Below are 24,351 nucleotides of genomic sequence, written 5' to 3'. Positions count from 1 at the left end.
GTCAGGACGACGGGCGGCCCGATCCGGAACGCTGACCCCGGCGGAGCGGGAGGGACTGCTTGGCCATGCGCTGCGCCTGGGTGCTGCCCCCGGGGTGGTCGGCGCCGTGCGTCCCGCTCGCCTTGCCCGCGCGGGAGGGCGTTCCCCCGGCGGAGACGGGGCCGGCCTGCTGCCGCCGGGCGGCCGAGGCCTTCCGCTGCTCGTGCTGGGCCTTCGTCTGCCGTGATTTCGAGCTCATGGGCACCCCCGAGAATTGATGGCCATTAAGGTGGCTCATGTCCGTTTTATGGCGGTGGAAACGTGGGAGTCCGGCCGGACGCGCCCGGAGTTCGCCCCGCCCCGGCCGGAGGTCACGGTTCTCCGCGGTGGAGGCGGTAGAAGGGGTGGCCGGGGACGAGCTCGGCCCGCAGGACGGACCTGCCGGTGAAGGCCGAGGCGTGGACGCCGGTGGCCAGCTCCAGCGCGCCGCGCCCCTCGGCGCCGCTGACCTCGGGGCGCTCGCCGCGCTCCATGGCGTCCAGCAGGGCGGCGAGCTGCACGGCACGAGGGCCCTCCGCGCCCTCCCCGGGCGCCCAGAGCCCGAAGGCGGAGCCGCGGCCGGGGTCGCGGCGGCCGTACGGATGGCGCAGCTCGACCGTGCCGCCGGTGAAGTCGAAGCGCAGGCGGCTCTCCTCGCACGGGGAGGCCGGGCTGTCGGCCACCGTGGCCACGGCGCCGCTCTCGAACCGGACCAGGGCGAGGAGGACGTCCTCCGCCCCGGCCCGCCCGGGGGTGCCCGCCATCGCGCGGACCTCCGTCCACCTGCCGAGGACCGAGAGCATCAGGTCCATCTCGCCGAGGGAGGGCCCGCCGCCCCCGGGCTCCCGGCGCCCCCGCCGGGACGCGCCGGAGCGGTCGCCGCGGTGCCGGACGGTGACGCACTGGACCAGCAGCGGACGGCCCAGCTCCGGGGCGGCCCGCCGCAGGCGGCGGGCTCCGGAGCCGAACCGGTGCGCGGCGACGGCCGAGGCGTAGACGCCGGGGTTCTCCCGCTCGGCCATGGTGACCAGGTCGTACTCGGCCAGGGAGAGGCCGGCGGGCCCTTCGCACCAGACCCACGCCCCGGCCCGCAGGCACTCGGCGGTCTGCGCGGCGTGCAGGTCCGCAGGCGTGCAGAGGTGCACGAGGTCGGGGCGTTCGGCGGCGAGCATCCCGGTGAGCGAGGTGTGCGCGGCGGGGACGCCGTGCTCGGCGCAGAACGCCTCCGCCCGGCCGGGCTCGGGGTCCACGGCCGCGATCAGCCTGACCCGGTGGGATTCGGCGCGCAGCGCCGCCAGGTGGCCGAGGCGGGCGGCCGGGCCGGTGCCGACGACGGCGACCCGGATCGGGCGCGGCACCGGCGGCCGGGCGCGCCCCGCCCGGAAGACGGGGGTCACCGTTTCACCGGCGCGTCCGCAGCGCGCGGGAACGCGCTTTCCGTACCCGGGGGCGAGGGCCCGGCCGGATCCGCGCCGCCGGGGGAGGGCTCCCGGCCAGGCCCTCGACCAGGCACGTCATGCGAGTTCGCGGCATGCGGGCACCTGCTGTCCGAAAGTTTCTTAAGATTTCCGAGATTTTTCGCGTCCCGTACCGTAAGCGCTTTCGCGGGCCGCGTCAACGGATCTCTCTCGCCAACCTCTAGATAACGGTGTGAAGACGGCCGTTGATACCACGGAAAAGCCAATGTAACCTCAGCGCCATCTCTAGAAACTATCGGCAACGCGATGAAACTTTCAGAGATCAATCCGCGGGCAGCGGATCACATCTGCGGTAGCGACGGCAGAGGAAGGAAGACCACTGTGAAGTCGTTCAATCGGCGAAGTGTGGTGACGATGGCGGCGGCCGCGCTACTCCTTGCGGGGTGCGGCGGCGGCGGCCAGGAGAGCAACAACGCGGGATCGGGCGGGGGCGCCTCCTCCGGGGGCAAGGTCACCGTCGAATGGTGGACCATCCACAACATCGATCCCATGCTGGGCGTCTGGAACGGGCTGGTCAAGGACTACCAGGCCAAGCACCCCAACGTCACCATCAAGGTGAACGCGATGAACGTCGAGAACTTCAAGTCGAAGCTCACGACGGTCACCCAGTCGGGCAAGGCCCCGCACCTGTTCCACACCTGGGGCGGCGGCGTGCTGGCCCAGCAGGTCGAGGCGGGGCTGGTCAAGGACATCACCTCCGACATCTCTTCCTGGTCCGACACGCTCTCCCCGGTCGCCCTGTCGGCCTACCAGATCGACGGCAAGACGTACGGCGTCCCGCACGACCTCGGCATGGTCGGCTTCTGGTACAACAAGAAGCTCTTCGCCAAGGCCGGCATCGACGCGCCGCCGGCGACGTGGACCGAGTTCCTCGACGCCGTCAAGAAGCTCAAGGCGGCCGGGATCGCCCCGATCGCCCTGGCGGGCAAGGCCAAGTGGCCCGGCCACTACTACTGGGCCTACCTGGCCATGCGCGTGGCGGGCCTGGACGCGCTCAAGCAGGCGGCCGAGACCAAGTCGTTCGAGAACCCCGACTTCGTGACGGCCGGGCAGAAGCTCAAGGAGCTGACCGCCCTCGAGCCGTTCCAGCCGGGCTTCCTGGGCGCCGACTACGACAAGCCGGACGGCCAGGCCGCCACGATCGGCAACGGCAAGGCCGCGATGGAGCTGATGGGCCAGTGGGCGCCCAGCGTCCAGCGGGACACCTCCAAGGACCTCGGCGAGGACCTCGGCTTCTTCCCGTTCCCGGCGGTCGAGGGCGGCAAGGGCTCGGCGACGGAGGCCTTCGGCGGCGGCGGCGGTGTCGCCGTCGGTGCCGACGCGCCCCCGGAGGCGATCGACTTCCTCAAGTTCATCTCCGAGCCCGACAACCACCGCAAGGGCGTCAAGACGGGCGCCATCTTCCCCGCGGTCAAGGGCACCGAGGACGCGGTCACGGACCGGCACGCCAAGCTCGTGACGGAGAGCCTCAACAAGGCCACCGGCTACCAGCTCTACCTCGACCAGGCCTACCCGCCGGCCGTCGGCCAGCAGGTGAACGACAGCGTGGCCGAGCTCATCGCCGGGTCGAAGACCCCCGAGCAGGTCGTCGCCGACATCACGACGGCGGCGAAGTCGGAGTGACGACCGAGTGAAGACGAAGGAAGGGGCCGGGCGCCCGCCCGGCCCCCCGATCGGGGAGAACCGATGAAACCGGAGACCCTGGCGGCGGACAAGCGTCCGGCGCAGCCGGGACCCCGCCGGGCGCGGCCCGCGTCCGGCGGCGGCCCGGCCGGCCGCCGCAGGAGCCGGCGCCGCACACTGATGACGATCACCCTGTTCCTGCTCCCGGCGCTGGTGCTGTTCGTCCTGCTGGTGCTGGTGCCGATCGTGCTCGCCGCGTACGCCAGCGTGTTCAAGTGGAACGGGTTCGGCGGGCTGCCGACGAACTTCATCGGCCTGGACAACTTCACCCGGATGTTCCAGGACCCGGTGTTCCTCGGGGACCTGTGGCGCGGGCTGCTGCTGATCGTGCTCTCGCTGGTGGTCCAGCTGCCGCTCGCCCTGGGGCTGGCGCTGCTGCTCAACCAGCCCATGCGGGGCCGGGCCTTCTACCGGTTGCTGTTCTTCGCGCCGTACGTGCTGTCCGAGGTCATCACCGCGGTGCTGTTCACGATGTTCTTCTCGCCCGAGCGCGGCCTCGCCAACGAGATGCTGAGCATGATCGGGCTGGAGGAGCTGAGCTCGACCTGGCTGTCGGATCCCTCGAGCGTCATGTACTCGGTGTTCATCGTCATGACCTGGAAGTACTTCGGCTTCCACATGATCCTGTACTTGGCCGGGCGGCAGGGCATCCCCAACGAGCTGATCGAGGCCGCCCAGCTGGACGGGGCGAGCGGCTGGAAGGTGTTCCGCCACGTGACGCTGCCGCTGCTGGGCCCGACCATCCGCATCAGCGCCTTCCTGTCCATCATCGGAGCCATCCAGCTGTTCGACCTGGTCTGGGTGCTCACCGAGGGTGGGCCCATCCACTCGTCCGAGACGATGGCCATCACCATGTTCACCTTCGGTTTCGGGCGCTACCAGGTCGGCTACGCCAGCGCCATCAGCGTCGTGATGTTCCTGATCAGCCTGGTCTTCGCGCTCGGCTACCAGAGGTTCGTCCTGCGCCGCGACACCGAAGGGGCGATCACCGGAATGCGAGACCAGCGATGAGCCACACCAGCACCCGCGAGCGGGTGAGGAAGCAGCGCAGGCTCCGGCACCTGGGACTGCACGCGATCGTCATCGCGATCGGGGCGCTGATCGTCGTCCCGATCGCCTACGGCGTGCTCGGCGGCTTCAAGAGCAACCAGCAGCTGTCGACCAACCCGTTCGGCCTGCCGTCGCCGTGGGTGGTGTCGAACTACACCGACGTCCTGACCTCGCCGGACTTCTGGCGCCAGGTCGGCAACAGCACGTTCATCGCGGCCGCCACGGCCCTCATCGTGGTGGCCACGGCGGCCCTGGCCGGGTTCGTCTTCGCCCGGTTCGCCTTCCGGGGACGGGAGCTGCTGTTCACCCTGTTCACGATGGGGCTGATGTTCCCGTTCGCGGTGGCGATCCTCCCGCTGTTCGTGCTGCTGCGCAGCCTGGGCCTGCTGGACAACCCGCTCGGGGTGATCCTGCCCCAGGCCGCCTTCGCCCTGCCGGTGACGATCATCATCCTGCGGGGGTTCTTCCGGACGATCCCGGGAGAGGTGGAGGAGGCGGCGACGCTCGACGGCTGCAGCGCGTTCGGGTTCTTCTGGCGGATCCTGCTGCCGATGGCCCGTCCGGCCATCGCCACGGTCTCGGTGCTCGCGGTGGTCAACAGCTGGAACAACTTCTTCCTGCCGCTGGTCGTCTTCAACACCCCCGAGTGGTGGACGATCCCGGTGGGCGTCCAGCAGTTCAGCGGCCAGTACTCCACCGACACGGCCAAGGTGCTCGCCTACGTCATCGTGGCGATGCTGCCGGCGCTGGGGTTCTACGCCGTCGCCGAGCGCCAGCTCATCAGCGGCCTCACGGCCGGGGCGACGAAGGGCTGAGGGATGAGCGGGCGGCGCGCCTCACCGCGGGCCGGGCGGCCGGCACCGGTGGGGCGCGCCCCTTCGCGGGCCCCCTCAGCGGCCTCCTCAGCGGCCTCCTCAGCGGCCCCTTCGCCGGCCTCCTCAGCGGCTCCTTCAGCGGCGGGGCGGGGCCGTGCTCTCCCGGACGACGAGCTCGGTGGCCAGCTCCACGCGCTTGGCCTCCGGGGCGCCCGGCCCGGAGGCCACCACCATGCGGGTGGCCAGGGCGGCCATCTCCTGGAGCGGCTGGCGGACGGTCGTCAGGGAGGGCCAGGCCGACTGGGCCAGGGGCAGGTCGTCGAAGCCGACCACGCTGAGGTCCTCCGGGACGCGCAGCCCCCGCTGCCGGGCGGCCTCCAGCACGCCGAACGCCTGCAGGTCGCTGCCGGCGAAGATCGCGGTGGGCGGGTCGTCCAGGGCGAGCAGCTCGCGGCCCTGCTCGCGGCCGGAGTCCACCAGGAAGTCGCCGCCGCGGATCAGCTCCGGGGCCACGGCGACGCCGGCGGTCTCCAGCGCGGCCCGGTAGCCGTCGATCCTGGCCCGGCTGCACAGCATGTCGGCCGGGCCGCCGATGATCCCGATCCGGCGGTGCCCCAGCTCCAGCAGGTGCCGGGTGGCGGCCAGTCCGCCGTTCCAGTTGGTGGCGCCCACCGAGGCGACGTTGGGCGGGGGCTCGCCCTCGGGGTCGACGACCACGAACGGCATCGACCGGGCGCTGAGCTGGCGCTGCAGGCCGGCCGAGAGCCGGGAGGCCACGATGACCACCCCGTCGGTGCGCCGGGCCGCGATGCGCTCCAGCCAGTCGCGTCCGGGCCCGGCGTGGGTGTGCAGTACGGAGATCACGACGCTGGCCCCGGCCTCGCGCGCGGCGGTCTCGGCGCCGCGCACGATCTCCATGGCCCAGGGGCTCTCGATCTCGGAGAAGACCAGGTCGACCAGGCCCGCGGGCCCGTCGGCCTGGCCGACCCGGCGCTGGTAACCGTGCAGGTGGAGCAGGCGCTCCACCCGCTGACGGGTCTCCGGTGCGACCTCCGGACGGCCGTTGATGACCTTGGACACCGTGGGGACGGAGACTCCGGCCTCCTCGGCGATCAGCGCGATCGTCACCCGCTTCTTCGTTGGCATGGCACGGAGTGTACCCGAAAAGTTTCGGGATTTCCCCCCGCTGTGTCACCGGTCACTGGGAGCGCTTCCACGGCCGTATTGACGCATAACGGGCAATTATCTATCCTCGCCCGAGAGCGAAACATTCGGAAGTTCAATGAAACTTTCACAAGATCTCTACTCTCCGTGATAAGGGAGATTTGATGACTCTGCGTGTCTCCGGATCCCAACTCGTCGACTCGGCAGGCACTCCGGTGAGGCTGCGTGGAGTCGGCCTCGGGGGCTGGCTCAACATGGAGAACTTCATTACCGGCTACCCGGCCAACGAGGCCGGGATGCGGGACGCGGTGCGTGAGGCGATCGGGGAGGACCGGGCGGAGCTGTTCTTCGACCGGCTGCTGACCTCCTTCTTCGGCCCCGAGGACGCCGACCTGCTCGCCGCCGCCGGGATGAACTGCGTGCGCATCCCGTTCAACTACCGGCATCTCGAGTCCGACGACCGGCCGTTCGAGATCGACGAGCGCGGCTTCCGCCACCTCGACCGCGTCATCGGCCTGCTCGCCGAGCGCGGCATCTACAGCGTGCTGGACCTGCACGCCGTACCCGGGTCGCAGAACCAGCACTGGCACTCCGACAACCCCACCCACGTCGCCGCGTTCTGGCGGCACCGCCACTTCCAGGACCGCGTGGTGCACATGTGGGAGGCGATCGCCGACCGCTACCGCGACCAGCCCTACGTGGCCGGCTACAACCCGGTCAACGAGCCGGGCGACCCCAGCGGCAAGGTGGTCGGCCCGTTCTACGACCGGCTGGTCAAGGCGCTGCGCGCCGTCGACCCGGGCCACGTGCTCTTCCTGGACGGCAACACCTACTCCACCGACTTCTCGGTCTTCCGCGAGGTCTACGAGAACACCGTCTTCGTCTGCCACGACTACGCCCTGGCCGGCTTCGCGCACGGCGGGCCGTACCCCGGCTACACCCGCGGCGAGTGGGTGGACCGCGACCACCTGGTGCGGACCTTCGAGCGGCGCACCGCCTTCCAGCGCGAGACCGGCACGCCGATCTGGGTGGGCGAGTTCGGCCCCGTCTACACCGGCGACCCCGAGATCGACGCGCAGCGCTACCGGATCCTCACCGACCAGCTGGAGATCTTCGACGAGCACCAGGCCGGCTGGGCGCTGTGGACCTACAAGGACGTCGGCCTGCAGGGCCTGGTGAGCGCGGACCCCGCCGGGCCGTACCTGCGGCGCTTCGGGGACTTCATCGCCAAGAAGACGCGCCTGGGCGCCGACCGGTGGGGCTCCACGATGGAGGAGTCGGCCGACGTCCTGGCGCCGCTGCACCGGCTGGTGGAGACCGAGTTCCCCGAGTGGGACCCCTACCCGTGGGGCGCCCGCTACCAGACCGACGACCTGATCCGGCACATCCTCGTCGCGCAGGCGCTGCTGCCGGAGTACGCCGCCCTGTTCAAGGGCCTGTCCGACGACGAGCTGGTCGCCCTGGCCGACTCGTTCGCCCTGCCGGCCTGCGTGCGCCGTGAGCCGCTCATCGAGCTGCTCACCGCGAACCTCGCGGGCTGAGCCAGGCCCGCCGCACCCCGCCGAGTCCCGCCCGCCGAGAGACCGCCGAGAGAAGAGCACCCCCCATGAGCTCCCTCCGCTCCCTGCTGACCGCCGCCCTGCTGTGCCTGGCGACGCTCGTCGCCGTCCCGGCACCGGCGCACGCCGCGCAACCGGTGACGTACGACTTCGAATCCGGCACGCAAGGCTGGGGACCCCGCGGCGACGGGGTCTCGGTGACCGCCTCGTCCGAACTCGCGCGCTCCGGGACGGCGTCGCTGCTGGTCACCGGCCGCAGCGAGAACTGGCACGGGGCGGTCGTCGCGCCGCACTTCGCCGAGGGGCGGACCTACACGGTGACCGCCTTCGCCCGCGCCGTGGCGGGGGAGAGCACGGTCGCGCTGACCGTGCAGCGCACCCCCGACGGAGGGGACACGGTCTACGAGCGTGTCGCCGCCGCCACCGTCGGGGACGCCGGATGGGTGGAGCTGTCGGGGCGGTACACCTTCACCGGCGCCTCCACCGATCTGCAGCTGTACGCCGAGAGCTCCGACCCGGCCGCCGCCTACCGCCTGGACGACGTCACGATCACCGAGGAGTCCGGCTCCGGCGGAGAGGACGGGACGAGCACCGACTTCGAGACCGGCACCGCCCAGGGGTGGCGGGCGCGCGCCTCGGCCACCCTGGCCGCCACCGCCTCCGCCGCGCGCCGGGGAGGGTACGGCCTGGCCGTGTCGGACCGCTCCGCCTCCTGGGACGGGCCGGCGCTCGACGTCCTGCCGGTGATGGCCAAGGGCGCCAAGTACACGGCCTCGATCTGGGTGCGCCCCGAGGCGGCGACCTCGCTGGGGCTGTCGATCGAACGGCGCAGCGGGGACACACCGAGCTATGACCGGATCGCCGCGCCCCGCGAGGTCGCGGCCGGTCAGTGGACCGAGCTGAAGGGCACCTACACGCTCGGCCACGACGTCGACTTCCTGTCGGTGTACGTCGAGTCGGCCTCGGACACCACGCCGTTCGCCGTGGACGACTTCACCCTGGTCCACGTCCCGGCGGTGCCGATCCAGCGCGACATCCCCGCGCTCAAGGACGTCCTCGGCTTCACGATCGGCACCGCGGTGCAGCGACCCCAGACGCTCGGCGAGCACGGCGAGCTGCTGCGCAGGCACTTCGAGAGCGTCACCCCGGGCAACCAGCTCAAGTGGGACGCCACCGAGCCGCGCGAGGGCGAGTTCACCTTCGCCGAGGGCGACCACCTGGTCGACCACGCCCACGCCAACGGGCTCAAGGTGCGCGGCCACACCCTCGCCTGGCACAGCCAGACGCCCGACTGGGTGTTCGAGGGCACCAAGGCCGACGTGCTGCGCCGGCTGGAGAACCACATCCGGGCCGTGGCCGGGCGCTACAAGGGCAGGCTGTACGCCTGGGACGTCGTCAACGAGGTCGTCGACGAGAACCAGCCGGACGGCCTGCGCCGGTCGAAGTGGTTCCAGACCACCGGACTGGACTACATCCGCACCGCCTTCCGGGTGGCCAGGGAGGTCGACCCGGACGCCAAGCTCTACATCAACGACTACAACACCGAGTTCCCGCGCAAGCGCCGGGCCCTGTACGAGCTGGTCAAGAAGCTCAGGGCCGAGGGCGTGCCGATCGACGGCGTCGGCCACCAGCTGCACGTCAACATCGAGCAGCCGCACGCCTCGGAGATCGAGGAGACCATCGAGCTGATCGCCGGCCTCGGCGTCGACCAGCAGGTCACCGAGCTGGACGTCAGCGTCTACACCGACTTCGTCCAGTCCTACCCCGAGATCCCCGCCGCGCTCCTGCTGCAGCAGGGGCACCGGTACAAGGAGATCTTCGACGTCTTCCGCCGGCAGAGCGGGCACCTGAGCTCCGTCACGCTCTGGGGACTGGCCGACGACGACACCTGGCTGTCGACCTTCCCCATCACCCGGCTCAACGCGCCGCTGCTCTTCGACGACCGGCTGCAGGCCAAACCCGCCTACTGGGGCGTGGTCGACCCGTCCAGGCTGGAGCCGCTGGTCCACGACGTCGAGGTGCCCGAGGGCACGCCGAGGATCGACGGCCGGCGCGACCGGGAATGGGACCTGCTGCCCGACGTGCGCCCGGCCAGGAACGGCGGCCTGTCGGCGGGCGTCCAGTTCCGCCGCTCCGCCAAGGGCCTGTCGGTGCTGGCCGAGGTGACCGACCCCTCACGGGACGGGCAGGACACCGTGACCGTGACGGTCGGCGGAGCCGACCACGTGATCCGGCGCACCGGCCCGCACGCCAAGGGCCCGCACGCCAAGGGCCTGCGGGCGCATGTCGGGAAGACCCCCGGCGGCTACCGGGTCGAGGCGCTGCTGCCCGCGGGGGCCTCCGGCGCCGGCGGGGTCCGGCTGACCGTCCGGGACGCCTCCTCGCAGGACACCCTGGTCTGGGCGGGCGAGATGACCCCCGTCCCGGCGGTGCGCACGACCGCGGCGGTCCGGGGCACACCGAAGGTCGACGGCACCGTGGACGCCGTGTGGGCCAGGGCGCCGGAGATCCGGACCGCGACCTGGGTCCAGGGCACGGCCGGGGCGACCGCCCGGGTGCGCGCCCTGTGGGACGCCGGACGCCTGCACGTGCTGGCCCGGGTGAGCGACCCGCGGCTCAGCGAGGAGTCCCCCGACGCCTGGCAGCAGGACTCGGTGGAGATCTTCGTGGACGCCGACAACGGCAAGACCAAGGGCTACGGCGACGACGACGGCCAGTACCGGATCTCCTTCACCGGGAGGCGGACGGTCGGCGGCCCCCTGGACCCCGCCGCCATCGAGGGCAACCTGACGAGCGCGGTCCGCCAGGTGCCCGGCGGGTACGTCGTCGAGGCCACGATCGAGCTGCCGACCGCCGCCCTCGGCGGGGACGCGCTGCTGGGCTTCGACGTCCAGGTGAACGACGCGACGGGGGCGAGCCGTACCGCCGCGGCGACCTGGAGCGACCCGACCGGCCTGGCCCACCTCAGCACCGCCCGCTGGGGCGTGCTCGGGTTCGCCCGGTGAGCCGGGAAACGGTACGAGAAAGCGGAAGAGGGCACGTGAGGACGTTCGGCAACCCCGTCATCCCGGGATTCCACCCCGACCCGTCGATCTGCCGGGTGGGGGAGGACTACTACCTGGTCACCTCCAGCTTCGAGTGGTATCCCGGGGTGCCGGTCTTCCACAGCCGCGACCTGGTGAACTGGCGGCAGCTCGGGCACGTGCTGGACCGCCCGTCCCAGCTGCCGCTGGACGGGATCCGGCCGAGCGGCGGGATCTACGCCCCCACCATCCGCCACCACGACGGCGTGTTCTACGTGATCACCACGCTGGTGGACGGGCTGGAGAACCTCGTGGTCACCGCGACCGACCCGGCGGGGCCGTGGAGCGAGCCGTACCTCCTGGACCTGCCGACGGCCTTCGACCCGTCGCTCTTCTTCGACGACGACGGGAGCGCGTGGGTCACCGCCAACCGGCCGGTCGGCGACGACGGCCTCGGCGAGGTCTTCCTGCGCGGGCTGGACCTGGCGTCCATGAGCCTGACCGGGCCGGAGCACGTGCTCTGGACCGGTGCGCTGCGGGACGCGGTCTGGCCGGAGGCCTCCCACCTGTACAAGGTGGACGGCCGCTACTACCTGATGATCGCCGAGGGCGGCACGGACATCGACCACGCGGTCACGGTCGCGCGGTCGGAGCACGTGACCGGGCCCTACCGGGGCAACCCGCGCAACCCCGTCCTCACCCACCGGGACCTGGGCCGCGACCACCCGATCACCGGCACCGGCCACGCCGACCTGGTCCGCACGCCGGACGGGCAGTGGTGGATGGTCCTGCTCGCCATGCGCCCCTACGGCGGCTACCACTACAACCTCGGCCGGGAGACCTTCCTGACGCCGGTCCGCTGGGAGGACGGCTGGCCGCTCGTGTCACGGGTCGAGCCGTACGGCCCGGCCCCGGACCTGCCCGAGCATCGCTGGCCCGCCGAGCCGGCCTGCGACCACTTCGACGCGCCGCGGCTGGCGCCGTGCTGGAACCACCTGCGCACGCCGCGCGAGCCGTACTGGAGCCTGACCGAGCGCCCCGGGCACCTGCGGCTGCGGGTCCGCCCGCAGACGCTCTGCGAGCGGGCGAACCCGAGCCTGGTGGCGCGGCGGCAGCAGCACCGGGACTTCGCGGTGCACGCCTCGCTCGACTTCACCCCCGGCCCGGGCGAGTGCGCCGGGCTGGTGCTGGTGCAGAACGACGACTTCCACATCCGCTACGTGCTCACGGAACGGGGGCTGGAGGTGGTCCGCCGGGAGGGCGGGAAGGAGGAGGTCACGGCCCGCGTCCCGGTGCCCGGCGGCCGGATCGTGCTGGGGATCGAGGCGCGGGGCCAGGAGTACCGCATGCGCTGCGCCGCGACCCCGGGCGAGTGGCTGCCGGTGGGGGACCCGGTGGACGGGCGCCTGCTGAGCTCGACCGTGGCGGGCGGCTTCACCGGCGCCTACGTCGGCATGTACGCCGCGGGCGGGAACGGCGGGAACGGCGGGAACGGCGGGAACGGCGGGAACGGCGGGAACGGCGGGAACACGGCCGACTTCGACTGGTTCGAGTACGTCGGACTCGCCCACTGAGCCGCGGCCGGTCCGGGGGCTCCCGCCCGTTTCCCCCGGTCCGGCCGCACACCGCCTCCGCAGGCACCGTCTGCTCGCACACCGCCTGCTCGCACACCGCCTGCTCGCCGCACCGTCTCCGCGTGCGGCGGTCCGGCCGTGCGGCCCGCGGCCGGTCAGCCGCGCAGCCGCCGGGCGGCCAGGGAGATCACCCGGACCGCGGCCGCGGGCGAGAGCCGTACCGCGCGCCAGAGCAGCCGGCCCGAGGCCGGGGCCACGACGAGGGCCTTGTTCCGGGCGACGCCCCGCATGATGTCGCCGGCCAGGGCGTCGACGGAGTAGAGCCGCCCCTGCGCCCGGACCGCGGCCAGGCGGGCGCCCGCGCTCGTGGCGGTCTGCGGCAGGCCCGGGTTGGCGTGGTCGAGCAGCGGGGTGTCGGTGAAACCCGGGCAGACCACGCTCACCCGCACGCCGTGCGCCCTGGCCTCGGCCCGCAGCGCCAGGGAGAGCCCGACCACGGCGTGCTTGGTCGCGGTGTAGGGGAGCATCAGCGGGGCGGGGGTCAGCCCGGCCAGCGAGGCGGTGTTCACGATGTGCCCGAAGCCCTGCTCGATCATGATCGGGTAGGCGGCGTGCACGCCGTGGACCACGCCGCGCAGGTTCACGTCGATCGTGCGGTTCCAGTGGTCGAGGGTGAGCTCGTCGGTGGTGCCGCCGACCGCGATGCCCGCGTTGTTGAAGACGAAGTCGAGCCGCCCGTGCTCGTCCCGCACCCCCCGGACGAGCGCGCGCACGGCCTCCGGATCGGTGACGTCGACCTCGGCGCCCGCGCAGCCGAACTCCCCGGCCGTGCGCGCGGCCCCCTCCCCGTCGAGGTCGGCGGCCACGACGTGCAGGCCGCGCCGGGCCAGCTCCCGGCAGAGGGCCCGGCCGATGCCGGACGCGCCCCCGGTCACGATCGCGGTCCTGCGGCCCCGGCGGGGAGGGACACAGCCTCCCACCGGGACACCGCCTCCCACCGGGACACCGCCTCCCACCGGGACACCGCCGTCCGGCTCCCCGTCCCGATCGATCATGCGGCCGCCTTCCGTGCGGGCTCGTCGTAGATCCCCATGGCCTTCCAGACCCTCCGCTGGACCCGGTTCATCATGCCCAGCTCGGCGCAGAGTTCACGGGTCCTGGAGACCGAGTCGCGGATCTGCTGCGCCATGTGCGGGTCGTCGGTGTAGACCTCCCGGACGACGTCGTCCGGGATGCGGAACGCCCTGATCATCGATCCGGGCGGCGAGAGCATGATGCGGGCCATGACGCCCAGCACGACGGGGGAGGCCAGGCCCAGCAGGAGGCGGTGCAGGCGGGGCAGGCGGGGGACCCGGCGGCGCAGGTAGTGCCGGGCGAAGGAGATGTGCCGGGCCTCCTCCGCGATGTGGATCCGCATGATGGTCTCCTCCAGCGGGTGCTTGATCTGCCCCTCCCGCAGCGCCTTGCGCTGCACGTGGTCGATGGGGTCCTCGCCGCCGAGCACGAAGACGAAGAACAGCTCGGTGGAGATCAGCGGGATCCAGGGCGTGATCTGGGAGAGCAGGCTGAGCGGACCGGGCATGCCGCGGATCGGGAGCCTCGTCCGGTTGACGAACTCCTGGAACATCATCCCGTGATGCCCCTCCTCGATCGTCTCGTGGTAGACGTAGCGGAACTCGGGGGAGCCGTTCGGCAGCCGGTAGGCGTAGTTGAGCAGGCCGCGTTTGAGCAGGTTCTCGAACTGCAGGCCGATCTTCATGGCGGTCGCCACCCGCCACAGCCCGATCTTCGCGCGGACCTCCGGCGGCTGCGCGCGGTACCACGCGGAGCCGCCCAGCCGGTCGACCCCGGGCAGCTCCCAGCGGGGGTCGTCCTGGTGGACCAGGAAGTCGGGATCGTCCCAGGGGATGTCGACGTAGGGCTCCCAGTGCTTGTCGACCGAGGCCTTGGAGAGGCGCTCGATGACCGCCTCGTAGGCGCGCCTCTCCGTGACCGCCCCGTCGCGCTCCCGGTCGGCCGTGGTTTGCGGAGTCGCTGTCATGCGGGCCTCCCTCTCGGATCTCCTGCTCCGTATTGTACGGAGAATCCAATAAGGCGGAAAGCCCGGAAAACTGAGGTCTTTCAGAACGGAGGGTCCTTTTCGTCACCCCGGAGTGGCGTCTGTCGCCCGCGGGAGGTGCGTCCTTCCCTCAGGGTTGTATTCAGCCCACCCCCCGAGCCCGAAGGCCGTCTTCCGGCGGCTCCCGGTGCTGCCACCCTTCCCCTTATGGCAGCACCGGTGTCGTCAGTGCCCCGGCCCCTCCTGGGCGCCGCCCTCCTGTTGTTCGTCAGCGCGGCCTGGGGATCGGCCTTCCCGCTGATGAAGGACCTCATCGGCCGCATGCCGGTGGCCGACCTGCTGGCCGAGCGGTACGGCCTCGCCACGCTGGTGCTGCTCGCGCTCCGCCCCGGCTGCCTGCGCGGGCTGCCCGAGGGCGCCTGGCCCACCGGCATCCTGCTCGGCCTGCTGTTCGGGGTGGGGCAGACCGCCCAGGCGGTGGCGCTGCACGACCTGCCCTCACCTGTCTCCGGGTTCACGGTCGGCTCCTACGTGGTGATCACCCCGATCCTCGGCCTGGTGGTGCTGGGCGCCCGCCTGTCGCGGCGGACGTGGGGAGCGGTGGCCCTGGCGGCGGTCGCGCTGGTCGCCTTCACCCTCCTGCGCGGGACCGCCGGGCAGGACGTCTCCCTGCCCGCGCTGGGCGTCACCCTGCTGGCCGCGGTCCTGTACTCCGCGCACACGCTGGTCCTCGGCGCCTCCGGCCGGGCGCGGCAGGACGCCTACGCGGTCACCGTGATCCAGCTCGGCGTGATCGCCGCGATGACGGGCGTGCTCGCCGTCCCGGACGGACTGACCCCGCCCCGGACCCCCGGGGACTGGGCGATCCTGGGCCACCTGTCGATCGTGGCCTGCGCGCTCGGCTTCCTGGCCCGCTCCTTCGGCCAGGCCCACGTCCCGCCGGTGCCCGCCGCGGTGATCCTGTCGTCGCAGCCGCTCTGGGTGACCGCGCTGGCCGCCGTCGCCTACGGCGAGGCGCTCACCTGGAGCGTCCTGCTCGGCGGCGGGCTGATCGCCGCGGCGATGCTCCTGGTCGTGGCGCCCGGCCGCCGGCCGGCCGCGGGCGCGGGGCCGGCGGGCGCCGGGCGGGCCGGGCACCCTCCGGGCCGGCCGGTCACGGGCGCGCCACCGGCAGCCGCAGGACGAACCGGGCACCCCCCGGACTGTCCTCGATCCGCAGGGTCCCGCCGTGGGACGCGGCGATCTCCCTGGCGATGGACAGTCCAAGGCCGGTGCCCCCGGCGTCCCTGCTGCGGGCGGCGTCCAGGCGGGTGAACCGGCGGAAGACCACCTCCCGCTGCTCGGGGGCGATCCCGGCGCCGTCGTCGAGCACCTCCAGGACGGCGGTGTCCCCGCGCGCGGCCACCGTCACCGTGACGGCGGAGACGGCGTGCCGCTCGGCGTTGTCCATCAGGTTGGTGAGCAGCCGGGAGAGCCGGAGCGGGTCGCCGGTCACCGTCACGCCCGGCTCCAGCCTCCTGACCACCTCGACCCGGCGCGGCCGGCGGTCCAGCTCGCCGCGGGCCAGTTCGCCCAGGTCGACGGCCTCCTCGGCGGCGGGCGCGCCGGAGTCGAGCCTGGCCAGCGTCAGCAGGTCGGCGACGATCGCCTGGAGCCGGTCCAGGCTGGCGAGCATCGCCTGCGCCTTGGTGGTCCAGTCGACGTCCTCGGGATACTGCAGGGCCTCCTCCACCTGGGTGCGCATCGCGGTGAGCGGGCTGCGCAGGTCGTGGGAGGCGTCGGAGGCGAACCGGCGCTGCTGCTCGACCGCCTCCTCCAGCCGGTCGAGGGTCTGGTTGATGGTCTCGGCCAGCTGCCTGATCTCGTCCTCGGCGCGCGGCACCGGGACCCGGCGGCCCACGTCGGTCGCGGTGATCTCCGCGAGCTCGCCGGTGATCGCGTTCACCGGGTTCAGCGCCCCGGTCACCGTGCGGTAGGTGCCGGCCCCGGCCAGCACCACGATGAGCAGGGAGACGGTGACGAGGAAGGCGAACAGCCCCGAGTGCACGTACCAGGGGATCATCGCGCCGACGGAGTAGACGAGCCAGTCGCCGGCCGGCCGGTGGATGCGGAAGACCACGGCGATCACGCACTCCCCGGGCATCCGGGGCGGGTCGCACAGCTCGCGGCCGGCCATGACGTCGTCCCCGCCGGGCCGGAAGTCCGCGACCGGGGGCGCTCCGGCCAGGTCGGGGGTGGCCGCGACGACCCGCCCGGAGGAGTCCAGCACCTGGCTGCCGACCCCGTTGCCGTGCTCCAGCACGGCGGGCAGCCGCCCCCGCTGGGCGAGGTGGACGACCTCCAGGGCGGCGCCGGCCACCTGGTTGGTCTGGTAGTCGCGGGCCAGGTCGTAGAGGGCGAGCGTGGCGACCGTGGTGATGACGAGGCCGGACAGGGCGGCGGTGGCGACGGCGATCAGCGTCAACCGGGTTCGGACGGACCACGAGTGACGTGTGATCACACCGACCTTCCCCCCGAACCCAGACGACCGCACCAGGCGGAGTAATTGCCGTTACCTGGCGATACATGGCCAAGAAGGGGCAAAGATCATCTCCGGGTCCGGTGTAGAGCAATGCTCTGTACGGCCGCGCCGCCGCTCGTTAGAGTAAGTGGGCACTGATTGGAGTGGACATGGATCTCGAGGAGTACCGGCGGCGCGCCAGGATCTGGCTGGAGGTCAACGCCCAGGACGGCCCGGACGGCCGGGCGGGGGACGCCTCCGACCCCGGCGGGGTCGCCGCCGCCAAGGAGTTCATGGCGAAGCTGTACGACGCGGGCTACTCGGGCATCACCTGGCCGGGCGAGTGGGGCGGGCAGGGCCTCACCCAGGCCGAGGAACGCGCCTTCGCCGCCGAGGCCGCCGCCTTCACCCTGCCGACCTACGTCTTCTCCATCGGCCTGGGCATGTGCGGGCCGACCCTCGTCGACCTGGGCACCGACGCCCAGCGCCGCCGCCACCTGCGGCCGCTGCTGCGCGGCGAGGAGATCTGGTGCCAGCTGTTCTCCGAGCCCGCCGCGGGCAGCGACGTCGCCGCCCTGCAGACCAGGGCCGTGGCCACCGACGGCGGCTGGGTGGTCGACGGGCAGAAGGTCTGGACCTCCGTCGCCCAGCACGCCGACCGGGGCCTGCTGCTCGCCCGCACCGACGCGGACGTGCCCAAGCACAAGGGCCTGACCATGTTCATCGTGGACATGCACGCCCCCGGCGTCACCGTCCGGCCGCTGCGCGACATGACCGGCCGCGCCCACTTCAACGAGATCTTCTTCGACGGCGTGCACATCCCCGCGGAGAACGTGGTCGGCCGCGTCGGCGACGGCTGGAACTGCGCCGTCACCACCCTGCTCCACGAACGCCTGTCGATCTCCAGTGGCGTCGGCATGGGCGGGCAGAAGGACAACCCGGTCGCCTTCGAGGCGCTGCGCCGCACCGCCGACACCGCCGACCCCGTGGTCCGCGACCGGCTCGTCGAACTGCACATCCGCTCCCGCGCCCTGGCCCTGTTCAACCAGCGGCTCGCCCAGGAGACGAAGGCCGGGATCTTCCCCGGCGCCCGGGGCAGCGCGGCCAAGCTGCTGCTGGCCGAGCTGACCATGTTCCAGGCCGACCTGGCCACCTCGCTGGCCGGGCCGGAGGCCGTCGCCTGGAGCGAGGACGGACCCGGGGACGCATCCCCGGGCGGGGCCGGGAACGGGGAGGGACCCGGAGACGGGGCCGGGGCCGGAGGGAGCGGCGGGACGGCCGGGGGCGGTGGGCTGGCCCACGCCGTCTCGCTCGCGCCCGCGATGGCCCTCGGCGGCGGCACCAACGAGATCATGCGCAACATCGTGAGCGAGCGCGTGCTGAACCTGCCCCCCGAGCCGCGCACGGACAAGAACGTGCCGTTCAGGGAGCTCAGGACGAGTGGAGAGGCCCCCCGATGAGACTCGTGCCCACCCCGGAGCAGCGGGAACTGCGCGACGCCGTCCGCTCCTTCCTCGCCGCCGCCTCGCCCATGCCGGCCGTACGGCGGGCGATGGAGTCGGAGCCGGGCCACGACCCGGAGGTCTACCGGCGGCTGGCCGGCGAACTCGGCCTGACGGGCCTGATCGTGCCCGAGGAGCGCGGCGGGACCGGCGCCGGGCACGCCGAGCTGGCGGTCGTGCTGGAGGAGACCGGCGCGGCGCTGCTGCCGGGGCCGTTCCTGGCCACCACGCTGGCCGCGATCCTGCTGACCGAGACGGGCGAGAAGGAGATCCTGACCGGCGTCGCCGCCGGGACGACCACCGCGACCGTCGTCCTCGACGGGAACCGGGCGCTCAACGGGGCCGAGGCCGACGTGGTCCTGACGATCGACGGCGACCGGGTGCTCGCCCGCACCGGCGGCGCGCGGCGGCCGCTGCACACCCTCGACCCCACCCGCAGGCAGGCCCTGGTGGAGCCGGGCGGCGAGGTCGCGGCCGTCTCCGCCGAAGGGGTCTCCCGCGCCCGCGACCTGTTCGCCGTGGCGGTGGCGGCCGAGCAGCTCGGCGTGCTGCGGGCCTCGCTGGAGGCCATCGTCGCCTACAGCAGGATCCGGGTCGCCTTCAACCGGGTGATCGGCTCCTACCAGGCCGTCAAGCACCGGCTCGCCGACATGCACTGCACACTGGAGCAGGCCGAGTCGATCGTCCGGTACGCCGCCTGGGCCGCCGACGAGGCCCCCGCCGAACTGCCCGGGGCCGCGGCGCTGGCCCAGGCCTACCTGGGCCGCGCCTGCTTCGAGGTGGCCTCCGGCAGCCTCCTGCTGCACGGCGGCATCGGCTTCACCTGGGAGCACGACGCCCACCTGTACTACAAGCGCGCCAAGGCGGACGAGGTGCTCCTCGGCCCGCCGCGGGTCCACCGCGCCCGCCTCGCCGACCTGCTGGAGCTGTAGAGCCGTAGAGAGACCTGCCGGAGCCGTAGAGCCGCACAGAGAGGGGACCCATGGCCGACATCAGCGGGCTGCCGGGCTTCTACCGGATCGCCGAGGCCGACCCCGGGCGCAGGGCCGTCATCGACACCGACGGGACCGTCACCACCTACGGCGAGCTGCTCGCCCGCGTCAACCAGGTCTCCCACGGGCTGCGGGCGCGGGGACTCGGCCGGGGCGACGTGGTCGCCGGGGTGCTGCCCAACGGGATCGACGCGGTGATCATGCTCCTGGCCACCGGCCAGATCGGGCTGTACCACGTGCCGGTCAACTGGCACCTGACCGAGGACGAGATCGGCTACATCCTGGCCGACAGCGAGGCCCGGATCACGGTGACCCCCGAGTCGGGCGGGACCGCCGCGCTGGCCGAGGGGCAGCCGGAGCACGCGCCGCAGGACCGGACCGCGGGCGCGGTCATGTGGTACACCTCGGGCACCACCGGGTTCCCCAAGGGGGTGCGGCGCCCGCTGTCCGGCGCCGAGCCGGAGCAGGCCGTCCCGCTCTACACCTGGTTCCTCGGCGAGGTCTGCGACCTGCGGCCGGGCGACGAGGTCCACCTGGTCACCTCGCCGATGTACCACTCGGCCCCGTGCGCGCACACCGTGTTCGCCCTGCACCTGGGGCACACGCTGGTGATCGCGCCGAGGTTCGAGCCGGTGACCGTCCTGGAGCTGATCGAGCGCCACCGGGTCACCAACGCGATGATGGTGCCCACGATGTTCCACCGGATGCTGCGCCTGCCGCCCGAGGTCCGCGAGAAGTACGACGTGTCCTCGCTCCGGCAGGTGGTCCACACCGGCGCCGCCTGCCCGGTGGCCGACAAGAGGCAGATGATGGACTGGTGGGGCCCGGTCCTGTACGAGTACTACGGCTCCACCGAGTCCGCCATCGCCTTCGCCGTCAAGCCGCACGACTGGCTGGAGCGCCCCGGCACGGTCGGCCGCCCGGCCCCGGCGTTCGAGGCGAGGATCCTCGGCCCGGACGGCGAGGAGCTCCCGCCCGGCGAGCCCGGCCTGGTCCACGTCAGGTCGGCCACCAGCCGGTTCGAGTACCTCAAGGACCCCGCCAAGACCGCCGCCGCCATGCGGGGCGACTGGTACGCCCCCGGCGACATCGGCTACCTGGACGCCGACGGCTTCCTGTTCCTGTGCGACCGCCGGACCGACCTGATCGTCTCCGGCGGGGTGAACATCTACCCGGCCGAGGTCGAGGCGGCGATCCTGGAGCATCCCGCGGTCGCCGATGCCGCGGTGATCGGGGTGCCGGACGAGGAGTGGGGCCACGTCGTGGTCGCGCTCGTCCAGCCCCTGCCCGGCCCCCGCCCCTCGGCGGAGGAGCTGCTGGCGCACCTCGGGCCCCGCCTGGCCCGCTTCAAGCACCCCCGGGTGATCGAGTTCCGCGACGAGCTGCCCCGCACCCCCACGGGCAAGCTCTCCCGCTCCCGGGTCCGCGAGGACTACCTGGGGCGCCGGTAGCCCTCGACGAGGCGCCTGCCCAGCCGCTGGGCAGGCGCCTCCACGTACCGCCAGGTCAACGCGCTGAGGCCGAGCAGCAGCCCCAGCACGCCTGCCAGCGCCGCCAGCCGCGGACCCGGCGGTACGGCCAGCGGCTCGGGCCAGAACCGCTCGACGCCCTCCAGCAGCAGGGGATGGAGCAGGTAGATCGAGTAGCTGACCAGCCCCGGCCAGGCCAGGACCCGCGGCACCGTGCGGTGCCGCAGCGCCATGCCGCCGGCGAAGGTGAGCCAGGCGGCGGCGATCGCGATCTGGAGGCCGGGCTCGCCGTGCGCCAGCCAGATCCCGGCCAGCGGCACCAGCGCCACCCACCCGGCCTGCCGCCAGGGGATCTGGCCCTGCTCGGCCCGGTACAGGGCGGTGCCGGAGAACATGGTGGCCAGGATCAGCAGTCCCTGCCCGGGGCCGGGGAAACTCTGGTTGACCGCCAGCAGCACCAGCACGGTGACCCCGATGACGATCGCGCCCGCCCGCCGTACCCGCTCCGAGCGCGTGAACACCGCCGCCAGCCCCGCCGCCAGCAGCGCGGTCACGGCCAGCACGACCATCAGCATCCGGCCCGATCCGCCGGCCGAGAGCAACGCGACCGGCAGCAGGGCCGCTCCCGGCACGGCCGCCGAGGTGAGGCCGAGCGCGCACGCGGTGCTCCCGCGGTGCAGGCCGAGGGTGAACATCGCGGTCACCAGCAGGTAGAAGGCCATCTCGTACGAGAGCGTCCACAGCACGTTGACCAGGTTCGGCACGTACAGCAGGTTCTGCAGCATCGTCAGATGACCCACTGCCAGAGCGATCGTCCGCGACCCCCACCAGACGTGCAGGCCGTCCCACCCGGCCGCCAGCAGCAGTCCCACGCCGGCCAGGCACACTCCGAACAGCGGGTACAGCCGGAGGACACGGGAGACCCAGAAGTCCCGGACGCTGCCTCGCCGCTCCAGTGACGCGGGCACGATGTAGCCGCTGACCAGGAAGAACACCATCACCCCGTACCAGCCCGGTTCGAAGACCGCCTTGACCGGCAGCCGTGCCTCGGGCAGCAGGAACTTGAAGGCGTGCTCGAAGACCACCGCCACGGCGGCGATACCGCGCAGGGCGTCGAGCCAGGCCATGCGGTTGCCGGTCTGCCGGGCCGCCGTCGGAGGAGTGATCATCCGGCGATGTTAGCGACCAAGTGGTTGAAGACGCTTATATGCCGATAAATGTCTATGTTCTGGCGTCGAAGGGCTCCGCGACACGCGGGCCGCCGTGGACGCACGCGCATGGAGGCGAGCTTTCCGGCCATGGAGGGTTCCGGCCGCGCGGGGTTGACTTGCCCCATGACGCAGAACGACGCAGAGAAGACGACGTTGGTCACGGGCGGCACCGGTAAGACCGGGAGGCGGGTGGCGGCAGGGCTGCGGGCACGCGGGCTGCCGGTGCGGATCGGCTCCCGGTCCGGGAACCCGCCGTTCGACTGGAACGACCCGGGCACCTGGGAGCCCGCGCTGCGGGACGCCGGGTCGGTGTACCTCTCCTACCAGCCCGACCTGGTGGCGCCCGGAGCCGTCGAGGCGGTCGGCGCGCTGGCCGGGCGGGCGGTGGCCGCCGGAGCCCGCCGCCTGGTCCTGCTGTCCGGCAGGGGCGAGGAGGAGGCGGAACGCGCGGAAGAGGCCGTGCGGGACTCGGGCGCCGAGTGGACGGTCGTGCGCGCGAGCTGGTTCTGCCAGAACTTCGACGAGGGCCACCTGCTGGAGCCGGTGCTCGGCGGCGCGATCGCGCTCCCGGCGGGGGACGTCGCCGAGCCGTTCGCCGACGCCGGCGACATCGCGGACGTGGCGGTCGCGGCCCTCACCGAACCCGGCCACGCGGGCCGGGTCTACGAGGTGACCGGTCCCCGGCTGCTGACCTTCGCCGACGCGGCCGAGGAGATCGCCGAGGCCTCCGGCCGGGAAGTCCGCTACGTCCCGGTCTCCGTCGACGGGTACGCGTCCATGCTGGTGGAGTACGGCGTGCCCGCCGGGGAGGCGGAGATGCTGGCCGCCATGTTCGGCAAGGTCCTCGACGGCCGCAACGCCCACCTGGGGGACGGGGTCCGGCGCGCGCTGGGCCGCGACCCCCGAGACTTCACCGACTACGCCGAGGCCGCCGCGGCCACCGGCGTCTGGAAGGGCTGAGGGCGGCCGGGGACGGCGGGCCGGGGGCCCGGAAGCGGCCGGCCACCGGGACCCGGGGCCCGGACCCGGACGGCTGGAGAGACCGGGACCGGGACGGGCCCGGGCGGTCTGAGCGCGGGGCCGTCCGGGGCCCGTGCCCGGTCACCGGACGGCTGCCCGGGCCGTGCCCGGCCGCCCGGGACGGCCCCGGGCTCAGGCGGGCCTGCCCAGCTCGGCGCGGAACAGGCGCAGGACGTTCTCGCCGAGGATCTTGACGATCTCCTCCTCGGCGAAGCCGTGCCGGTCCAGGGCCTCGGTGACCAGCGGCAGGCCGGACGGCCCGGCCAGGCCGGGGACGGCCGCCAGCACGTCGAGCCCGCTGACGCCGGCCTCGCAGCACGGCGGCGTGACGTCGTGCATGACCTCGCGGATGAAGTCCGGGCCGAGGCCCACGTGGTCGATCCCGGCCACGCCCGCCACGTGCGCGATGTGGTCCACCAGGCGGTCCACGGTGTACTCGGCGGGGTCCTCCGACAGGAACGCCGCCAGGAAGTTCACGCAGACCACGCCGCCGGTCGCGGCGACGCCGCGGATCTGCTCGTCGGCGAGGTTGCGGTGGTGGTCCCGCAGGGCGCGGGCCGCCGAGTGGGTCGCCATCACCGGCCGGGAGGCCAGCTCGAGCACGTGCTCGACGCCCGACGCGCCCAGGTGGGAGACGTCGAAGACCATGCCGAGGCGCTCCATCTCCCGGACCGCCGCCACCCCCGCCGCCGTCAGCCTGCTCCCGGTCGCGTCCTCGCCGCTGCCGTCCGCCAGCGGAGTACGGCCCCAGTGGGCGATCGAGGCGACCCGCACGCCCAACCGGTGCAGGGCGGGCAGCAGCTCGACGCTCGCGTCCAGGCCGGGCATGCTCTCCAGCGCCAGGACCAGGGCGATCCTGCCCTCGGCGAGGGCCTCGTCGATCTGGGCGCCGTCCGTGCAGAGCCGTACCTCGGCGGCGTTCCCCTCGGCCAGCGCGTGCGCGCACTCGATCATGCGCAGGGTCTGCCGGAGCGCGCCCTCGGGCCGGTACTGGTCGTCGACGAACACCGGCAGCACCTGCAGGTCCACCCCGCCCTCGCGGAGCTGGGGCAGCCAGCGCTCCCGGAAGAACGACGCCCAGCGCTCCGGCGGCCTGGCCGTCACGGCCATCAGCAGGTCGTTGTGGGTGTCGGCGACCACGGCGCGGTGGTGCAGGCCGTGGTGCGGAGCGCTGGGGAGGTCGGCGGGCACGGGCGGGTTCCTCCTCGGAGAAGACGGTTGCGCACCGACGCTA

18 protein-coding genes and 1 pseudogene are annotated in these 24,351 nt (G+C 72.9%); 11 read left to right on the top strand and 8 right to left on the bottom strand.

The window, feature by feature from the left end:
* Position 1: 1 nt before the first annotated feature.
* Together IEZ06_RS15355 and IEZ06_RS15350 are read right to left on the bottom strand one after the other, a co-directional pair.
* The gene (locus tag IEZ06_RS15355; protein ID WP_189237369.1) at positions 2 to 238 is read right to left on the bottom strand and encodes a hypothetical protein; all 237 of its coding nucleotides are present in this window, start codon (positions 236 to 238) and stop codon (positions 2 to 4) included.
* A gap of 112 nt (positions 239 to 350) precedes the next feature.
* The gene (locus IEZ06_RS15350) at positions 351 to 1,415 is read right to left on the bottom strand and encodes a Gfo/Idh/MocA family protein (protein WP_229798187.1); all 1,065 of its coding nucleotides are present in this window, start codon (positions 1,413 to 1,415) and stop codon (positions 351 to 353) included.
* A gap of 402 nt (positions 1,416 to 1,817) precedes the next feature.
* On the opposite strand from IEZ06_RS15350, the gene IEZ06_RS15345 reads away from it, so the two are divergent.
* The 3 genes from IEZ06_RS15345 to IEZ06_RS15335 all read left to right on the top strand — a co-directional run bounded on the left by IEZ06_RS15345 (position 1,818) and on the right by IEZ06_RS15335 (position 5,044).
* Positions 1,818 to 3,119 (top strand): extracellular solute-binding protein, encoded by a 1,302-nt coding sequence (locus IEZ06_RS15345; RefSeq protein WP_229798185.1) that lies wholly within the window; start codon positions 1,818 to 1,820, stop codon positions 3,117 to 3,119.
* Between the two features lie 63 nt (positions 3,120 to 3,182).
* The gene (locus IEZ06_RS15340) at positions 3,183 to 4,190 is read left to right on the top strand and encodes a carbohydrate ABC transporter permease (RefSeq protein ID WP_189237368.1); all 1,008 of its coding nucleotides are present in this window, start codon (positions 3,183 to 3,185) and stop codon (positions 4,188 to 4,190) included.
* Entirely contained in the window at positions 4,187 to 5,044 is an 858-nt protein-coding gene (locus IEZ06_RS15335; protein WP_189237367.1) for a carbohydrate ABC transporter permease, read from the top strand. Before IEZ06_RS15340 ends, IEZ06_RS15335 begins: the two co-directional genes overlap by 4 nt.
* Positions 5,045 to 5,179: 135 nt before the next feature.
* Here the strand turns inward: IEZ06_RS15335 and IEZ06_RS15330 are convergent, their stop codons facing one another.
* Positions 5,180 to 6,190, bottom strand: a complete 1,011-nt coding sequence (locus tag IEZ06_RS15330; RefSeq protein ID WP_189237366.1) for a LacI family DNA-binding transcriptional regulator — start codon at positions 6,188 to 6,190, stop codon at positions 5,180 to 5,182.
* Between the two features lie 182 nt (positions 6,191 to 6,372).
* Here IEZ06_RS15330 and IEZ06_RS15325 point away from each other — a divergent pair, with 182 nt between their 5' ends.
* The 3 genes from IEZ06_RS15325 to IEZ06_RS15315 all read left to right on the top strand — a co-directional run bounded on the left by IEZ06_RS15325 (position 6,373) and on the right by IEZ06_RS15315 (position 12,364).
* On the top strand, positions 6,373 to 7,749 hold the full coding sequence (locus tag IEZ06_RS15325; RefSeq protein WP_189237365.1) for a glycoside hydrolase family 5 protein: 1,377 nt from the start codon (positions 6,373 to 6,375) through the stop codon (positions 7,747 to 7,749).
* A 65-nt stretch (positions 7,750 to 7,814) separates the two neighbouring features.
* The gene (locus IEZ06_RS15320; protein ID WP_189237364.1) at positions 7,815 to 10,772 is read left to right on the top strand and encodes an endo-1,4-beta-xylanase; all 2,958 of its coding nucleotides are present in this window, start codon (positions 7,815 to 7,817) and stop codon (positions 10,770 to 10,772) included.
* A 35-nt stretch (positions 10,773 to 10,807) separates the two neighbouring features.
* The gene (locus tag IEZ06_RS15315) at positions 10,808 to 12,364 is read left to right on the top strand and encodes a glycoside hydrolase family 43 protein (RefSeq protein ID WP_189237363.1); all 1,557 of its coding nucleotides are present in this window, start codon (positions 10,808 to 10,810) and stop codon (positions 12,362 to 12,364) included.
* A 155-nt stretch (positions 12,365 to 12,519) separates the two neighbouring features.
* On the opposite strand, the gene IEZ06_RS15310 is transcribed toward IEZ06_RS15315, so the two are convergent.
* On the bottom strand, positions 12,520 to 13,299 hold the full coding sequence (locus IEZ06_RS15310) for an SDR family NAD(P)-dependent oxidoreductase (protein WP_229798183.1): 780 nt from the start codon (positions 13,297 to 13,299) through the stop codon (positions 12,520 to 12,522).
* A 116-nt stretch (positions 13,300 to 13,415) separates the two neighbouring features.
* Positions 13,416 to 14,405 (bottom strand): AurF N-oxygenase family protein, encoded by a 990-nt coding sequence (locus IEZ06_RS15305; RefSeq protein ID WP_189237361.1) that lies wholly within the window; start codon positions 14,403 to 14,405, stop codon positions 13,416 to 13,418.
* 225 nt (positions 14,406 to 14,630) lie between these two features.
* Here IEZ06_RS15305 and IEZ06_RS36325 point away from each other — a divergent pair.
* Positions 14,631 to 15,488, top strand: a pseudogene (locus tag IEZ06_RS36325) (DMT family transporter); the annotation flags it as partial.
* 88 nt (positions 15,489 to 15,576) lie between these two features.
* Here IEZ06_RS36325 and IEZ06_RS36320 read toward each other — a convergent pair.
* Positions 15,577 to 16,923 (bottom strand): sensor histidine kinase, encoded by a 1,347-nt coding sequence (locus tag IEZ06_RS36320; RefSeq protein WP_229798181.1) that lies wholly within the window; start codon positions 16,921 to 16,923, stop codon positions 15,577 to 15,579.
* A gap of 170 nt (positions 16,924 to 17,093) precedes the next feature.
* Here IEZ06_RS36320 and IEZ06_RS15295 point away from each other — a divergent pair, with 170 nt between their 5' ends.
* From IEZ06_RS15295 to IEZ06_RS15285, 3 genes are read left to right on the top strand one after another with little or no spacing between them, the layout of a single operon-like run.
* Positions 17,094 to 18,383 carry an acyl-CoA dehydrogenase family protein gene (locus tag IEZ06_RS15295; RefSeq protein WP_189237359.1) on the top strand — a complete coding sequence of 430 codons (1,290 nt, stop codon included), beginning with the start codon at positions 17,094 to 17,096 and terminating at the stop codon, positions 18,381 to 18,383.
* Positions 18,380 to 19,357: an acyl-CoA dehydrogenase family protein gene (locus tag IEZ06_RS15290; protein WP_189237358.1), complete on the top strand. Its 978-nt coding sequence runs from the start codon at positions 18,380 to 18,382 to the stop codon at positions 19,355 to 19,357. The genes IEZ06_RS15295 and IEZ06_RS15290 overlap by 4 nt, the downstream gene beginning before the upstream one ends.
* A 50-nt stretch (positions 19,358 to 19,407) precedes the next feature.
* Positions 19,408 to 20,868 carry an AMP-binding protein gene (locus tag IEZ06_RS15285; RefSeq protein WP_189237357.1) on the top strand — a complete coding sequence of 487 codons (1,461 nt, stop codon included), beginning with the start codon at positions 19,408 to 19,410 and terminating at the stop codon, positions 20,866 to 20,868.
* Here IEZ06_RS15285 and IEZ06_RS15280 read toward each other — a convergent pair.
* Positions 20,850 to 22,055: an acyltransferase family protein gene (locus IEZ06_RS15280; protein ID WP_189237356.1), complete on the bottom strand. Its 1,206-nt coding sequence runs from the start codon at positions 22,053 to 22,055 to the stop codon at positions 20,850 to 20,852. The genes IEZ06_RS15285 and IEZ06_RS15280 overlap by 19 nt on opposite strands.
* 165 nt (positions 22,056 to 22,220) lie before the next feature.
* On the opposite strand from IEZ06_RS15280, the gene IEZ06_RS15275 reads away from it, so the two are divergent.
* Positions 22,221 to 23,057, top strand: coding sequence for a Rossmann-fold NAD(P)-binding domain-containing protein (locus IEZ06_RS15275; protein WP_189237355.1), 837 nt, complete (start codon positions 22,221 to 22,223; stop codon positions 23,055 to 23,057).
* Positions 23,058 to 23,249: 192 nt separating this feature from the next.
* Here the strand turns inward: IEZ06_RS15275 and IEZ06_RS15270 are convergent, their stop codons facing one another.
* A complete protein-coding gene (locus IEZ06_RS15270) occupies positions 23,250 to 24,308 on the bottom strand; it encodes a dipeptidase (protein ID WP_229798179.1) in 1,059 nt (352 codons plus the stop codon).
* Positions 24,309 to 24,351 lie beyond the last annotated feature (43 nt).

Origin of the sequence: Planomonospora antibiotica (genome assembly GCF_014647955.1) — a bacterium.
Lineage (GTDB): Bacteria > Actinomycetota > Actinomycetes > Streptosporangiales > Streptosporangiaceae > Planomonospora > Planomonospora parontospora.
The sequence above is the reverse complement of the archived record's forward strand: the minus strand, read 5'-3'. Positions and strand labels throughout refer to the sequence as shown.

Bases quoted from the DNA above. Each gene is read 5' to 3' on its own strand.
- IEZ06_RS15355 (WP_189237369.1), bottom strand. From the start codon at position 238: ATGAGCTCGAAATCACGGCAGACGAAGGCCCAGCACGAGCAGCGGAAG.
- IEZ06_RS15340 (WP_189237368.1), top strand. From the start codon at position 3,183: ATGAAACCGGAGACCCTGGCGGCGGACAAGCGTCCGGCGCAGCCGGGA.
- IEZ06_RS15335 (WP_189237367.1), top strand. From the start codon at position 4,187: ATGAGCCACACCAGCACCCGCGAGCGGGTGAGGAAGCAGCGCAGGCTC.
- IEZ06_RS15330 (WP_189237366.1), bottom strand. From the start codon at position 6,190: ATGCCAACGAAGAAGCGGGTGACGATCGCGCTGATCGCCGAGGAGGCC.
- IEZ06_RS15325 (WP_189237365.1), top strand. From the start codon at position 6,373: ATGACTCTGCGTGTCTCCGGATCCCAACTCGTCGACTCGGCAGGCACT.
- IEZ06_RS15320 (WP_189237364.1), top strand. From the start codon at position 7,815: ATGAGCTCCCTCCGCTCCCTGCTGACCGCCGCCCTGCTGTGCCTGGCG.
- IEZ06_RS15305 (WP_189237361.1), bottom strand. From the start codon at position 14,405: ATGACAGCGACTCCGCAAACCACGGCCGACCGGGAGCGCGACGGGGCG.
- IEZ06_RS15295 (WP_189237359.1), top strand. From the start codon at position 17,094: ATGGATCTCGAGGAGTACCGGCGGCGCGCCAGGATCTGGCTGGAGGTC.
- IEZ06_RS15290 (WP_189237358.1), top strand. From the start codon at position 18,380: ATGAGACTCGTGCCCACCCCGGAGCAGCGGGAACTGCGCGACGCCGTC.
- IEZ06_RS15285 (WP_189237357.1), top strand. From the start codon at position 19,408: ATGGCCGACATCAGCGGGCTGCCGGGCTTCTACCGGATCGCCGAGGCC.
- IEZ06_RS15280 (WP_189237356.1), bottom strand. From the start codon at position 22,055: ATGATCACTCCTCCGACGGCGGCCCGGCAGACCGGCAACCGCATGGCC.
- IEZ06_RS15275 (WP_189237355.1), top strand. From the start codon at position 22,221: ATGACGCAGAACGACGCAGAGAAGACGACGTTGGTCACGGGCGGCACC.